This window comes from Pampinifervens navoyensis, from assembly GCF_046159715.1.
Classification (GTDB): domain Bacteria; phylum Aquificota; class Aquificia; order Aquificales; family Aquificaceae; genus Pampinifervens.
This window is the reverse complement of sequence record NZ_JBJXCT010000019.1, coordinates 1-12,437: the sequence shown is the minus strand read 5'-3', so window position 1 is coordinate 12,437 and position 12,437 is coordinate 1. Positions and strand designations below refer to the sequence as shown.

Genomic DNA, 12,437 nt, shown 5'->3' with positions numbered 1-12,437 from the left:
TAAGGACGAAGTATGTTACAATTTTCTCTTCTATCATCTTAATCCTCCCTATGGGTTTTCCATGGGGAGCTTTTTTTACCATAATTTCTTATAACTTGCAACTCGGGTTAAAATACTCTACGCCAATCAAAATGCATCCAGGCTGTTCGGTTATAGCAGAGAAGAGTTACTAACTACTGAAGACCCAATAAATTTTGTATTCTGGAAGGACAGGAAAAAAGTCCACGAAAGTATAAGAAAAAGAAGGGAAGGATACAGAGATGTTATCAGCTATAAGTTAAGGATAAACACAAAATATGGAGAGATAAAGTGGGTAAAGCTGTCCTCAACCATAGCCTCCTTTAAGGGAAAAACTGTTTCCATATTAACACTTATGGATATATCAGGAGAAGTTAAGAGGGAAAGGCTGCTCACAAAGCTCGCCACCAGAGACCAGCTCACCGGCATACTCAATAGACATGCCCTGATTCATGATTTTGAGCATCTTCTGGCACAGGCAAGAAGATACGGAACAGCTTTCTCCATTATCATCTTTGACATAGACAACTTTAAAGCTATAAATGATACCTACGGGCATCTTGTTGGGGATGAAGTTCTGAAAGAAGCAACAAGGGAGGTAAAGAAGGTCTTGAGGAAAAGCGACATTTTTGGAAGGTGGGGTGGTGAAGAGTTCCTGATACTTCTGCCCATGACATCAGAACCTTCTGCACCTGCAGAGAAGATAAGACAGACTATTGAAGGCTGTGAGCTCTGTAAGGGGTTGAAGATAACTCTGTCTCTCGGGGCAACCACTTACAGGGATGGGGACAGTATGGACAGCATGTTGGCAAGAGCAGACAGAGCCCTTTACAAGGCAAAACAGCAGGGTAAAAACAGAACTGTAGTCCTCTAAGAAAGCTCTTCTCTGAGCCTTATGTTCATATCCTCCACCTTTTCCTTCAAGGACTTCTCGTGTTCTTTCAGCTTTTCCGCAATCTCTGGATACTTTATGGATAGAATCCTTACCGCAAGGATTCCCGCATTAGCTCCGTTCCCTATACCCACGGTTGCCACGGGCACTCCTGAGGGCATCTGAACTATGGAGTAGAGGGAATCCACACCGCTCAGGTGCTTTGAGGGAACAGGCACACCTATCACGGGCAGGGTTGTCATGCTTGCGGTCATACCCGGAAGGTGTGCAGCTCCGCCTGCGCCTGCTATTATGACCTCTATACCCCTATCTCTGGCAGTCCTCGCATACTCATACATGAGCTCAGGCGTCCTGTGGGCGGACACTACCCTTACCTCGCAGGGAACATTAAAGTCTCTCAGAACCTCGTAGGCAGGCTTTAGCCATTCCCAATCTGAAATACTACCCATGATTATACCCACAAGAGGGCTCTTCATGCATATAATTTTATCCATGGAGGAAAAGCCATGAAAGACCTTATCAAAGACCTCCTGAGCATGGAAGAAAGTCTCTGGGAAAGGCGGATGAAAGTGCTGTATCAGTATCAGAGAGTGAAAGAAATGAGGGAAAAGATAGCGGAGCTTGAGAAAATTTTTGAGGAAGAGCTTGGAGTTGACTTTGAAACAGCCATGGAGTTTGTAGAAAAGTATGAAAAGAATTCAGAAGAAGTTAGTAGCTTGAGAAATACGCTGGGAGATGAGGTCTTTTATGCTTTACATATGCTTGCAGACAGAGTTAAACAGATAAGGGAGATGAAAAAAGAGGTGGATGATGTGGAAAGGGAGGTCTTTGAAATAGATGGTGAGATAGATGAAGCCTTTAAAATGCTACAGGAATACAGAAGAAAAATTCAGGAAATGCTATGAAAAGACCTGTAATGCTCATAGACCTTGACAGGTGCATAGGTTGCCTTTCCTGCGAAGTTGCCTGCAAACAGGAGAAGGGGCTTGAAAACTTTGGCATAAGGCCCATGAAGGTTTTCAGGGTTGGTGGCATTGGAGAAAGGGCTGACGCCTTTTTCCTGCCCATGAACTGCTTTCACTGCGAGCCAGCACCCTGTGTATATGCCTGCCCCACCTCCGCCATGAGGAAGAGAGAAGATGGCATAGTCTATGTGGAAGAGCTGAGATGCATAGGCTGTAAGGCTTGCATAATTGCCTGTCCCTATGGAGCCATTGCCTTCAACCCTTCAACCATGAAAGTGGAAAAGTGTGATTACTGCTACAAAAGGGTTGATGCGGGGCTTCTGCCCTCCTGCGTTTCCAAATGTGTCACCAACTGCCTCTACTTTGTGGAGATAGAAGAGGTGCCAAAGCAAAGGCACAGATCAAGAAGGATAGATTCAGAGCTCTACAGGGAACTCTTCAACTGGAAGTCAGAAGAAAAGCCTCTTGAGGTCTAAAAAAACTCCCACGAAAACACCCATGGAGAGAAAGGGTCCATAGGGCACAGCAAACTGCAGGCTTCTGTTCCTGATTATTATGGGAAGGGCATAGAGGAGGCCAAGGACTGAACCCAGAAATACCGCATACATGACACCCCATATACCAGCTACAGAGCCTATAAAAGCCATAAGCTTTACATCTCCAAAGCCAAGCCCCTCCATTTTCCTTAGCTTTGTGTAGTAAAGGTATATGAGAAGAAAGGACCCACCACCGGCAACAGCACCCATAAGACTTTCCTGCAGGCTAAAGTCCTGCCTTACAAAGGAGGTAAGAAGCCCAAAGCCAAGCCCTCCAAGGGTAAGGCTGTCGGGGAGGATAAAGGTATCCCAGTCTATGAGGCTTGCCACAAGTAGGACTGAAAAAAACACAAAGAAGATAAGGCTCAGAAGCCAGTCCTCAAATCTGTGCCTGCACAGAACCGCAAGAAGTCCAGTGGAAGATTCCACGAGAGGGTATCTGATGGATATTTTTCCACCGCAGTGCCTGCATCTACCCCTGAGGAGAAGGTAAGAGATTATAGGTATGTTGTCATACCACCTTATTCTCTGCCCACAATGGGGACAGCTGGATGGGGGTGAGACTATGGACATGCCTCTGGGCATTCTGTATACAAGCACATTGTAGAAACTGCCTAAACTTGCACCCAGTGCAAACAGAAACACATACTCTAAAAGTTGAAGTGGCTCCACTCCGGGCTAAAATTATAAGCTATGAGAAGGTTGTTTTCTGCACTGATTCTTTTATTTCTGGCATCTTGCCAGCAAAAGCCTGTGGTATCAGACTCTGAGATAAAGGACATAGTGCCAAAGAACCAGTATGCCATGCTCATAGTAGAGAGCGAGAGCTGCATATACTGTAAACAGCTTAAAAGAGACCTTCAGACAGAAAAACTTGCACGCGAGCTGGAAGGAATGGATGTCTTCAGCCTCCTGTTTGAGAGCAACGCAAGGGTCAGATACATACTGAAAGGACAGGAGCATGTTAGCACGGAGGAAGAGCTTGCAAAAGCGCTCAGAGTCAATTCCTTTCCTCAGCTCTTTTTCTTAGACCGGGAGGGCAACATAGTGCTTCATCTGCCGGGCTATCAGCCTCCCAAAACCCTTGCCTGCAGTATAAGGTTTGTAAAAGAGGGAAAATACAGAGAAACACAATATATGGATTACATGAAGGCTGAAAGATGCATCTGAGTGCCATACTCTTTGACCTGGATGGAACACTTATAGACTCCTACAGGGATATAGGTATACATCTGAACAGAACATTAAGAGACTTTAATCTACCCCAGGTGGACATAGAAAGCGTAAGGCACATGGTGGGGGGTGGAGCAAGGGAGCTACTTAAAAGGTTCTTCTCCAACGGCCTTCTGGAGGAGGCGCTGGCTGTCTTCAGAGATTACTACATGAAAGAGCCTGTAATTTACACAAAGCCCTTTGAGGGCATAGAGGAGGCTCTTTCCCGTGCAATGGACAAGAACATAAGTCTTGCGGTAGTCACCAACAAGATGGAAGCCCTTTCAAAACTTATACTGAAGGAGCTTGGGCTTTTAGATTACTTCTCGCTGGTGGTGGGTGGGGACACGCTGAGCGAGAAAAAGCCCTCTCCTCTTCCCGTGCTATACACCCTCCAGTCTCTTGGTGTTTCACCTGCGCAGGCCCTGATGGTTGGAGATACAGAGGCGGACATGACCGCCGGTAGGCTTGCAGGAGTTAAAAGAGGGCTTGCCAGGTGGGGTTATGTGAAGCTTGAAAAAGAAGTGCCTGACTTTGAGCTGGAAAAACCCACAGACCTTCTCAAGAGATTTATCTAAAAACTAACCCAGAAGGACTTCAAAAATTTTAATCCTTGCCCTGGAACCCCTCACCAGCTTTATGTTTGATTTAGAAACATTAAAGTTTTCTGCGAGGATTTCTATTATCCTTTTGTTGGCTCTGTTATCTTCTGGCGGTTCTTTTACCGCAACCTCGTATAAATCCTTTTCAACGTGTTTTATGTATTCCATCCTTGAGTTTGGCTTTGCCCTGACCCTGACTATCACTCTTCTCCTATCTCTCTGCTCGCTCTGTATTTTATCGTATATACCACCACAAAGCCATCTATACCGTGCTCTCTGGCAAGGCTCGTCTCCACATCAAGCACTTCCCCACCCTCCTGTTCAATTGTGGACAGCACCTCGTTGAGCTTCTCCGTTATTTCCCTGTCATCACCCTCAAGAGAAACCACCATGCACCTGTATGCCATAGTTAAAAGTATAACTCCTCAAGGCTGTCAAGGTTCATGTAAACCATAAAGAGCCTCTCAAGACCTATGGAACAGCCGGCGCAGGGGGGAAAGTTCCTGTAAGCCATTAAAAGCCCCTCGTCTATAGGAAGCTCTCTCCCCCTTCTGTATTCCTCCATCCTCCTTCCTATTTCCTCCGGGTCAGTCTCCTCAGTCCAGCCGTTGGCTATTTCTATACCCTTTATGTAAAGCTCAAACCGTTCAGCGTAGCCATCCACAACCTTTGCATAAGAACTCAGCCTTGCAGGAAAATGGGTTACGAATTCTGGCATATGCTCACCAAGCTTCCTCTCCACCTCTATGTATATTCTGAAGAAAAGACTCTCCCAGTCTTCCTTGTCATCAAACTCATAGCCATATGCGAGAAGGTTGTTTTTGAATATTTCCTCATCCTCAGAGAGAACTATGCCCGCATACTCCTCAAAGGCGTGCTCAAGCCTGGTAGTTTTACACTCTCTGGCTATTCCCAGAAAGTTCAGAAGCTCGCATATTTCCTGTATGAGGTAGCTGTAATCTGCGTGGAGTTTATACCATTCAAGCATGGTGAACTCTCTTTTGTTCAGCCTCCCGCACTCATGGTTCCTGAAGACCCTTGCCACCTGAAAAATATCCCTTCTTTGCTTTGAAAGGAGCTTTTTCATGGAGAACTCAGGTGAAGTCTGAAGCCAGAGCCTCCTTTCCTTTCCACACTCCACCACTTTCACCTCTACAGGTTCTACATTCAGGTCAATGTTTGGAAACTCAAGCAGTATGGGAGTATGGACTTCAAGGTATCCCCTATCTGTGAAAAACCCTCTTATCCTCTGAATAAACTCAGACCATTCCGAGAGCATTTAGAGCATTATAACATGGGGAGAGCGACGGGAGTCGAACCCGCGACCCGTGGATCCACAGTCCACTGCTCTGCCAGCTGAGCTACGCTCTCCTGCAATCTTTTTATTATAATTCCCTTAGCCCTTTCCTGCAAGATTCATTATGAGGGCTATGGCCACAGCTCCGGCCATTTCAGTCCTGAGTATGTAAGGTCTCAAGAAAAGAGGCTTAAACCCTCTATCCTTCAGAGCCTGCACTTCTTCCAGAGACAACCCGCCCTCAGGACCAACCACTACACCATAGCTCTTTCTGTTCATGTCGAGCTCCCTTATCCCGAGCTCTGCGGAAAAGTTATCAAGCACAAGGGATATCTCTTCCTTCGCTCTTAGCCCGGAGAGTTGAACAGGTCTGCCTATTTCCATGGGCGCGGGTCTTTTGCACTGCTTGAAAGATACAAGGCTCAGTCTTTTCCACCTTTCCAGCTTTTCTTCAATCAGGCCTGGCTTCTGAAAACCTCTTTTACATATAACAGGAACAAGAGACCTTGCACCCGTCTGACTTGCCCTGTCTATTACCTCTTCCATGAGCTTCAGGTCTGAAGGAACGCACTGGTAAAGGTTTACCTCAGGCTCCGGCAGAGGTATGCTTATCTCTTCCAGTGGCCTGCAGAAGGCACATCCTTTTTCAACGGACACCACAAGGCTGAGAAACAGCCTGCCTTCACAGAAGACTTCAAGCCTGTCATCTTTTTTTAGCCTCAAAGCCCTGAAGTGATTGAACTCCTGACCAGTTATGAGTAGAAGCTCTCCCTCCTTCCCTGTGCATACAAGCCTTTCCATAAGGGTAGCGGGGCAAAAGCCCCGCATAGGGTGATTACTTTACAGACTCTCTGAGCTCCTTTGCAGGCCTGAAGGTGACCACCTTTCTTGAAGGTATCTTTATCTCTGCACCTGTTCTGGGGTTGCGCCCCTTCCTCTCTGCCCTGGTCCTTACAGCAAATATGCCGAACCCTGGCACTGCCACTCTTTCACCCTTTTTGAGAGCTCCAGAGACTGCCTGAATTGCAGATCTCAGGGCGGCATCAGCCTGCTTCTTGGTAATACCTGCCCCTTTGGCTATGGCTGAAACAAGCTCAGCTTTGGTCATGGTATTCCCTCCTTACAAGGTTTTTTAGCAGTTTATAATGATATACCAAGTCAAGTCAAGATGCAAGAGGATTTTTAAGGGTTTTAAACATGAAAAGCGTAATTTTTGCCCTTCTTGCGAGCCTTGTGTGGGGGACAGCTCCCGTGCTTTTCAAACTGGGCCTGAGGGGAGAAATACCTCCTGTAACCGCCCTGGTGTTTCATAACCTCTCTGCTTTTCTGCTTGCCCTTTCAGTTACAGCATTCACAGGAATGAAGCTGAACTACCCTCTCAAAGAAGTTATGCTAGTAGCCGCTGGTGGTATAATGTCGGGCTTTCTCGGACTTCTTTTTTTCTTTAAAGCTGTAAAGGCTGGAGATGTGTCGGTGGTAGCGCCAATTGCCTCCACATCTCCTCTATGGGGTTCTCTGGTTGCCTTTCTCCTTCTCGGTGAGCCCTTCAGCTTGCTGAGGGCCTTTGGTATACTTCTGGTGGTATGTGGAATAGTTCTTATAAGTCTGTCCTCTGGCAGATAGTTCTCATTCCTCTGACAGGCTTTATGCTTTACATGCCATTTTCCAAGTATGAATTGTGGTTTTTTGCACTACCTGCCTTTATGCTCCTCCTCTGGCAGAGAAAAGGTGTCTTCTGGCTTATATCGGGCTTTATTTTCTTCTTCCTTTCCCTCAGATGTGCCAACATAGCAAGCATAGAATACGGAGGGGTAAACCCTTTCCTGTCCTACACCCTCTTTGTTCCCTTCTCTCTCTTTCTGAGCTTTTATCAGTTTTATATGCCCCTCTGGATATGCAGGAGATTTTTCAGGAATTACCTCTGGGCTCTTCCCCTTCTCTACACGGCCTTTGAGATACTGCGCTCCCATTTTCCCTATGGAGGCTTCCCATGGCTCCTTATAGGTTCACTGTCTGTCTACATACCCCTTATAAAACACAGCCTTCTTTTTATTAATGTTTACATGCAAAGTCTTCTGCTTGTCTTTACAGCCCTTCTGCTCCCTCGCAGAAAATTAAAGCCACTCATAGCCCTCTGGCTCATCATGGCTATTACTGGTCTTGTTGCACTGAAGGAGAAGGAAAACAGGATGGAGGGTGCAAGAGTCATAAGGGTTGCCCTTGTGCAGACTGGAGTGCCTCAGAAGGACAAGCTGGACACCTCAGCCTTCAGAAGGCATGCGGAGGAAATTTTAAGGCTCACAGAGGAAGCAACGGGCGCAAATGCCGACCTTGTGGTGCTTCCAGAGTCTGCCCTTCACTTCTTCTATTCGGAGGAGAGCGATGACTACAACCTTTGGCTCAGAAGGCTAAGCTTCAAGACTCCCATACTGGTAGGGCTTATAGACATAAGGGAGGGCCTCAGACCTTACAACTCCGCCTACCTTTTGAAGGGTGGCATCGCCATTGGTCATTACGACAAGATAAGGCTATTCCCCATTGGAGAATACATGCCCTTTCCCTTTGGCTTTCTGAAGGAGTTCTTCCCTGCCATAAGCGGTATTGATTACTTCCCTGGAAAAAATTTAAAGCCCTTAGAATATGGGAGTATGAAGATAGCCACACCCATATGCTTTGAGGTGGCTTACCATGACCTGGTAGAAAGGCTTTCAGAGAGGGCAAACCTTATCGTTGTGCTTACCAACGACGGCTGGTTTGAGGATTCTGATTGCACTCACCAGCACTATCTGTGGGCAAGGGTGAGGGCGCTGGAAAGGGGTAAATACATGCTTTGGGTAAACAACTCGGGAGACACGGGCATAATAGACCCCATGGGCAGGGTTCTGGAGAGGATGCCTTACATGAAAAGAGGTATAGTTCGCAGTGAGGTCCTTCTTGTTGAGTAATCTACCCAATCTCCTGTCCCTGATTAGACTGACCCTCAGCCCGCTGCTTCTGTTTATTCCACAGGAATATCTCCTTCTTCTCTTCCTTCCCCTTGCCCTTTCTGATGCTCTGGATGGCTTTTTAGCAAGGAAACTCAAGGCTCAGACGGAGCTGGGTAGAGTGCTTGACCCTTTGGCTGACAAGGTGATGCTTCTGTGCGGGCTTTTTGTCTGCACCTTTAAACTCCACCTCATACCCCAGGCACTTCTCTACGCAGTGCTCGCCAGGGATTTGTTTCTCCTCCTGGGGGGTGCCATCCTTGCGGGAAGGAATAAAAGTGTTCCTCAGGCAAGAGCTCCGGGTAAGGCCTTCACCTTTACTCTTTCGCTTTTCATACTTCTCTGTCTGGGCGGTTTTTTCTCTGAGCCTATACTCTGGGCTACCATAATCATGCTTTTTCTTTCATGGGCGGATTATTTCCTGTTTGGGCTCAGAGCCCTCAGAAGTCAAACTTCTTCCTTATCCTGACCCTGACCTCCTGAGACCTGTCTGAGTAAAGCCTTCCACCTATGGATGTATTGGGCGTAAGCTTTACATCTCCACCTGTGTAAGTCTCTCTGGGATTTCTCAGAGTGCTCTGTCTGTGCTCCACGGATATTCTCTGGCTTAAATCTTTGGAGACTGTTGCGTTCACCCCCACCTCTCCCGTAGGGGATACGGTGGGAGATACCTGGACCTTTATGTCAAGCCCTGTCATACCCCTCGCATCTTTTATAAGACCGCTGATCTGCGGTATCTGGCTTATAAGAGCTCCCCCCACCGGTATAAGACCCTCTGTCTCTGCACCTCCAAGAACAAGAGTGGTGAGCACCTCTCTCGTATCCCTCGGAGGTTCTGACCTGACTATTGCCTTTGGATACTGTGGGTTTCCCTTCAGGTCAATTATTATGCTGTAATCAGGGGTTGGCGCAGTTATGGTTAGGTCCATCTGGCTTTCTTTATTTGTAAAGGTCACCTCACCCCTTCTGACAAAAAATTCTTTTTCAAAGTATGTAAGTGCTCCTCCTTTAAAATAAGCGTTAACCACATAATCAGGTTCATAGAGACTTCCCTTTATCCTTGCCGACAGGTCAGTATAGAGAAAGCCCTCTGGGAGATTTACCCTCAAAGGTTCGGATGATGTAAGTGAGATGTCAAGCCTTACTCTTCTGTATTCTTCGGATAGTCCTCCAGCCCTTCCCCTGAGTCCCTGCAGGTTAACTACCCCAGAGGTATGGAAGTCGCCCCCTATGTTAAGACTCCTGTAGTCGGAGCTTATTTTTCCTTTTCCTGAGACAAAAAGGCTGGTTCTGAAGGTCTCTCCCCTGTAAAGAACTGGCAGTTGTGAGACTTCAAAGCTGACTTGACCAGACCTGCTATCGCCGGTAAAGCTGGCAAGAATTGAAGCCTTCTGGTTGCCCAGCAGTTTTACATAGCCTGAAAGCCTGTCCTTTGTGAAACCAAGGTCGAGCCCGCCTGACAGGGGCACTGCAAGATATCTGGACCTCAGAGTGATTGCACTGGAGGTTGCCTTGAAGTTCAGAGTATCTGTGTAGGAGAGCGTGTAAGCCACCTTACCTTCTGCATCTGCGAGCACCCTGCTCCTTATTATGGAGAAGAGACTGCCAAGGTCCAGCTCACCCTCTGAGAAGAACTTTGGACCCTCATCGTAGGAGAACTCAAACCGTCCCTTGAGAACACCGTATATGCTTCCTTTAAGTAAAAGCCTTCTGCCTCTGTATTCACCCCTCTGAAATTCCACCCTTGAGACTGCCTCCTGTCCAATGCTTATGAGGAGAGGTGCAGCATCTACGTTTCCATGTTCCCGGTTTCCGTATACTTTTATGTCTGGAACCTTGATACCGATTAGACCTTCTCTAAGAGTAAAGCCCCTCAGAAAACCTTCAAGCCTTTCCCCTTTCATGTGAAGATTGACAATGAGAGGGAAGCTGATTTCTCTGTATTTTCCCTCACCTGACAGCTCAAGGGTCAGGTCCTTTTCCTTACCACTCAGACGATAGTTGGATGCTATGGCAAGCTCCCCCTGAAGATGTTTGAGAAAGCCCTCAAAGCTGTAGGAGGCCTTTTTATAATCGTAATGACCTTTACCTCTCAGCCTTTCCTGCAGGTCAAAAGTCAAGTATACCTTTCCTCCACTCACTTTTCCCTCAAAGCTGCCTCTCTCGGAGGAAAACTGGAGTATTCTGGTGTCTTTGAGCTCACCTTTGAAATTGCCCTCTAAATCTTCGCCATTCTTTTCCATTTGAAAGGACAGTGCAGTCCAGGAGGCCAGGCTTTCCCTTGAGATGTTGCCCTCAATCCTGCCCTCCGCCAACACCTTTTCACCCCTGAGATTTAGCTTTACGCTTCCCCTCAGGGAGTCCATCTGAATACCCTCGTAGGAAAGGCTCATGTTCTCGAGGTTAAGCCTGCCGGAAAAATCTCTGTCCTTTAGAGAACCTCCTCCTGCGAGAGAATAACCCCTTCCAGTGAGGTTTACCCTGTAGCCATCCCCCTCAAGGTAAAGGTCGTAATCTGCGCTACCGGGTCTTACATCCCTAAAAATAGGGTTCTCCAGCTTACCCCTTCCGTAGCTAAAGAGCTGACCCTGCTGGATTCTCAGGGTCCCGCTGTAGGAAATGGTGGCAGACACATCCTGATGCGTGAGTCTGTATCCCAGAAGGCTGATATTTCCTGCAAAATCCTTACCAGAGAGGGCACCCTTTACAGAAAGGAAAAAGGGCTGAGCCACTAAAAGGTCAATGTTTCCCTCTGGCTCTTTTCTATAACTCATATCCATTTTAAGGCTCACACCACTTATTTCCTGACCCTCCACCTGAGCAATGGGTGAGTAAGCCTGAAGTCTCAGAAGTTCTCCCTTCAGGTCAAGGTCAATCTGGCCGCTGACAAGGGCAGACAACCGCTGGCTTATGCCAAGAAGTTTACTATCCACAGGAAAGCCTCTAAACTCCCCACGGAGAACTCTGTCTTTGAGAGAATAGTCAACATTTGCCGTGGTAAGCCCATCTGTCACAACCGTTTTCAGATTACTTTTTTCCTTCCATTTCCAGAGGTATTGTCCCTTTAGCCTGAGACCCCTGAACTCTCTCCTACCCTTTATATCAAGCCTCTCTGCAATCCCTGAAAAATCAGCACTTAAGCTGGTGTAGCTTATGTTTCCAGAAAACCTTATATCTGTTCTGCCAAGAAGGAAGTTTTTGCCTTCTATAGGCTTTATGAGCCCCTCTCCCATAAAGCTCCCCTCTCTTCCCTTCCATATCCCTCTCAGGTTAAAACTGTAGAGCCCACTTCTGACCTGGGCATCCTCCAGTATGAACCTGCTTCCTTCCGTGCGTGCTTTGTGAAGAAAAACCTCAAGGTCATGCCTGTCAGAGTGGTGCATCCAGTAGACCTGCGTCCAGCCAGTAGAAATAACCTTCCCCGCCCTCAATTCGGTTTCCGGTATAAAAAGGGTAAGACTCTCCCCGTGAAGGACATAGTTTACCGATATGTAGAGGCTATCTACCTTCAGATTGAGTCTACCTGCAAGCTCTGTAAGAGGTCCAAAGTCATAGTCAAAGGGCTTGTCAGATGGTGGGGCGGTTGAGACCTCTATCAGGCTAAACTCACCCGCCTGGAGGCTCCAGGGTCTGATAGATGCTCCAGAGACAAAGAGATGAATGGTCCTGTGCTTAAGGGGCAGGTGTATGAGAAGGCTTTTAAAGCTCAACCCCTCCTCAAAGCTCAGACTGACACCTTCCAGTTCAATCTCTATATTCCTCGCCACAAGGTAGGGCTTTATCAGAAGAAAATAAAGGGCAAGAAGTAGAAGTATGAGATAGCCAACTACACGCATCAGACCCCCTTGTTAGGTTATTATAACCCGAGTTGCAAGTTATAAGAAATTATGGTAAAAAAAAGCTCCCCATGGAAAACCCATAGGGAGGATTA

16 protein-coding genes and 1 tRNA gene are annotated in these 12,437 nt (G+C 47.1%); 8 read left to right on the top strand and 9 right to left on the bottom strand.

Going from position 1 to position 12,437, the window contains the following annotated elements; translation table 11 throughout:
- Positions 1 to 112 precede the first annotated feature (112 nt).
- Positions 113 to 892, top strand: a complete 780-nt coding sequence (locus tag ACKRDP_RS09600; RefSeq protein WP_409154543.1) for a sensor domain-containing diguanylate cyclase — start codon at positions 113 to 115, stop codon at positions 890 to 892.
- Here the strand turns inward: ACKRDP_RS09600 and purE are convergent.
- Positions 889 to 1,404, bottom strand: coding sequence for a 5-(carboxyamino)imidazole ribonucleotide mutase (gene purE, locus ACKRDP_RS09595; protein ID WP_409154541.1), 516 nt, complete (start codon positions 1,402 to 1,404; stop codon positions 889 to 891). The genes ACKRDP_RS09600 and purE overlap by 4 nt on opposite strands.
- 12 nt (positions 1,405 to 1,416) lie before the next feature.
- On the opposite strand from purE, the gene ACKRDP_RS09590 reads away from it, so the two are divergent.
- Together ACKRDP_RS09590 and ACKRDP_RS09585 are read left to right on the top strand one after the other, a co-directional pair.
- Entirely contained in the window at positions 1,417 to 1,815 is a 399-nt protein-coding gene (locus tag ACKRDP_RS09590) for a hypothetical protein (protein ID WP_409154539.1), read from the top strand.
- A complete protein-coding gene (locus ACKRDP_RS09585; protein ID WP_409154537.1) occupies positions 1,812 to 2,351 on the top strand; it encodes a 4Fe-4S dicluster domain-containing protein in 540 nt (179 codons plus the stop codon). The genes ACKRDP_RS09590 and ACKRDP_RS09585 overlap by 4 nt, the downstream gene beginning before the upstream one ends.
- Here the strand turns inward: ACKRDP_RS09585 and ACKRDP_RS09580 are convergent.
- Entirely contained in the window at positions 2,325 to 3,083 is a 759-nt protein-coding gene (locus tag ACKRDP_RS09580; protein WP_409154535.1) for a prepilin peptidase, read from the bottom strand. The genes ACKRDP_RS09585 and ACKRDP_RS09580 overlap by 27 nt on opposite strands.
- A gap of 21 nt (positions 3,084 to 3,104) precedes the next feature.
- On the opposite strand from ACKRDP_RS09580, the gene ACKRDP_RS09575 reads away from it, so the two are divergent.
- Together ACKRDP_RS09575 and ACKRDP_RS09570 are read left to right on the top strand one after the other, a co-directional pair.
- Entirely contained in the window at positions 3,105 to 3,581 is a 477-nt protein-coding gene (locus tag ACKRDP_RS09575; protein WP_409154534.1) for a thioredoxin family protein, read from the top strand.
- Positions 3,572 to 4,201, top strand: a complete 630-nt coding sequence (locus ACKRDP_RS09570; protein ID WP_409154533.1) for an HAD family hydrolase — start codon at positions 3,572 to 3,574, stop codon at positions 4,199 to 4,201. The genes ACKRDP_RS09575 and ACKRDP_RS09570 overlap by 10 nt, the downstream gene beginning before the upstream one ends.
- Before the next feature lie 3 nt (positions 4,202 to 4,204).
- On the opposite strand, the gene ACKRDP_RS09565 is transcribed toward ACKRDP_RS09570, so the two are convergent.
- From ACKRDP_RS09565 to ACKRDP_RS09540, 6 genes are all read right to left on the bottom strand, one after another.
- Complete coding sequence (locus ACKRDP_RS09565) at positions 4,205 to 4,429, bottom strand: DUF167 domain-containing protein (RefSeq protein WP_409154531.1); 225 nt, start codon at positions 4,427 to 4,429, stop codon at positions 4,205 to 4,207.
- Positions 4,426 to 4,632: a hypothetical protein gene (locus ACKRDP_RS09560; protein WP_409154529.1), complete on the bottom strand. Its 207-nt coding sequence runs from the start codon at positions 4,630 to 4,632 to the stop codon at positions 4,426 to 4,428. Before ACKRDP_RS09560 ends, ACKRDP_RS09565 begins: the two co-directional genes overlap by 4 nt.
- A 2-nt stretch (positions 4,633 to 4,634) precedes the next feature.
- Complete coding sequence (gene epmA, locus ACKRDP_RS09555) at positions 4,635 to 5,504, bottom strand: elongation factor P--(R)-beta-lysine ligase (RefSeq protein WP_409154527.1); 870 nt, start codon at positions 5,502 to 5,504, stop codon at positions 4,635 to 4,637.
- A 16-nt stretch (positions 5,505 to 5,520) separates the two neighbouring features.
- A tRNA-His gene (locus tag ACKRDP_RS09550) sits at positions 5,521 to 5,596 on the bottom strand.
- A 25-nt stretch (positions 5,597 to 5,621) separates the two neighbouring features.
- Positions 5,622 to 6,323 carry an RsmE family RNA methyltransferase gene (locus tag ACKRDP_RS09545; RefSeq protein ID WP_409154526.1) on the bottom strand — a complete coding sequence of 234 codons (702 nt, stop codon included), beginning with the start codon at positions 6,321 to 6,323 and terminating at the stop codon, positions 5,622 to 5,624.
- A 34-nt stretch (positions 6,324 to 6,357) separates the two neighbouring features.
- A complete protein-coding gene (locus tag ACKRDP_RS09540; RefSeq protein WP_409154525.1) occupies positions 6,358 to 6,630 on the bottom strand; it encodes an HU family DNA-binding protein in 273 nt (90 codons plus the stop codon).
- An 89-nt stretch (positions 6,631 to 6,719) separates the two neighbouring features.
- Here ACKRDP_RS09540 and ACKRDP_RS09535 point away from each other — a divergent pair, with 89 nt between their 5' ends.
- The 3 genes from ACKRDP_RS09535 to ACKRDP_RS09525 are packed head-to-tail and all read left to right on the top strand — an operon-like array spanning position 6,720 to position 8,975.
- Positions 6,720 to 7,145 carry an EamA family transporter gene (locus ACKRDP_RS09535; protein WP_409154524.1) on the top strand — a complete coding sequence of 142 codons (426 nt, stop codon included), beginning with the start codon at positions 6,720 to 6,722 and terminating at the stop codon, positions 7,143 to 7,145.
- On the top strand, positions 7,106 to 8,467 hold the full coding sequence (lnt, locus tag ACKRDP_RS09530) for an apolipoprotein N-acyltransferase (RefSeq protein WP_409154523.1): 1,362 nt from the start codon (positions 7,106 to 7,108) through the stop codon (positions 8,465 to 8,467). The genes ACKRDP_RS09535 and lnt overlap by 40 nt, the downstream gene beginning before the upstream one ends.
- The gene (locus ACKRDP_RS09525; RefSeq protein ID WP_409154522.1) at positions 8,457 to 8,975 is read left to right on the top strand and encodes a CDP-alcohol phosphatidyltransferase family protein; all 519 of its coding nucleotides are present in this window, start codon (positions 8,457 to 8,459) and stop codon (positions 8,973 to 8,975) included. Before lnt ends, ACKRDP_RS09525 begins: the two co-directional genes overlap by 11 nt.
- Here the strand turns inward: ACKRDP_RS09525 and ACKRDP_RS09520 are convergent.
- Positions 8,947 to 12,342, bottom strand: a complete 3,396-nt coding sequence (locus tag ACKRDP_RS09520) for a translocation/assembly module TamB domain-containing protein (protein ID WP_409154521.1) — start codon at positions 12,340 to 12,342, stop codon at positions 8,947 to 8,949. The two genes, ACKRDP_RS09525 and ACKRDP_RS09520, sit on opposite strands and share 29 nt — an antisense overlap.
- Positions 12,343 to 12,437 lie beyond the last annotated feature (95 nt).

Coding starts and splice junctions, on each gene's coding strand:
- purE (WP_409154541.1), bottom strand. CDS start 1,404: ATGGATAAAATTATATGCATGAAGAGCCCTCTTGTGGGTATAATCATG.
- ACKRDP_RS09590 (WP_409154539.1), top strand. CDS start 1,417: ATGAAAGACCTTATCAAAGACCTCCTGAGCATGGAAGAAAGTCTCTGG.
- ACKRDP_RS09585 (WP_409154537.1), top strand. CDS start 1,812: ATGAAAAGACCTGTAATGCTCATAGACCTTGACAGGTGCATAGGTTGC.
- ACKRDP_RS09575 (WP_409154534.1), top strand. CDS start 3,105: ATGAGAAGGTTGTTTTCTGCACTGATTCTTTTATTTCTGGCATCTTGC.
- ACKRDP_RS09570 (WP_409154533.1), top strand. CDS start 3,572: ATGCATCTGAGTGCCATACTCTTTGACCTGGATGGAACACTTATAGAC.
- ACKRDP_RS09560 (WP_409154529.1), bottom strand. CDS start 4,632: ATGGCATACAGGTGCATGGTGGTTTCTCTTGAGGGTGATGACAGGGAA.
- epmA (WP_409154527.1), bottom strand. CDS start 5,504: ATGCTCTCGGAATGGTCTGAGTTTATTCAGAGGATAAGAGGGTTTTTC.
- ACKRDP_RS09545 (WP_409154526.1), bottom strand. CDS start 6,323: ATGGAAAGGCTTGTATGCACAGGGAAGGAGGGAGAGCTTCTACTCATA.
- ACKRDP_RS09540 (WP_409154525.1), bottom strand. CDS start 6,630: ATGACCAAAGCTGAGCTTGTTTCAGCCATAGCCAAAGGGGCAGGTATT.
- ACKRDP_RS09535 (WP_409154524.1), top strand. CDS start 6,720: ATGAAAAGCGTAATTTTTGCCCTTCTTGCGAGCCTTGTGTGGGGGACA.
- lnt (WP_409154523.1), top strand. CDS start 7,106: ATGTGGAATAGTTCTTATAAGTCTGTCCTCTGGCAGATAGTTCTCATT.
- ACKRDP_RS09520 (WP_409154521.1), bottom strand. CDS start 12,342: ATGCGTGTAGTTGGCTATCTCATACTTCTACTTCTTGCCCTTTATTTT.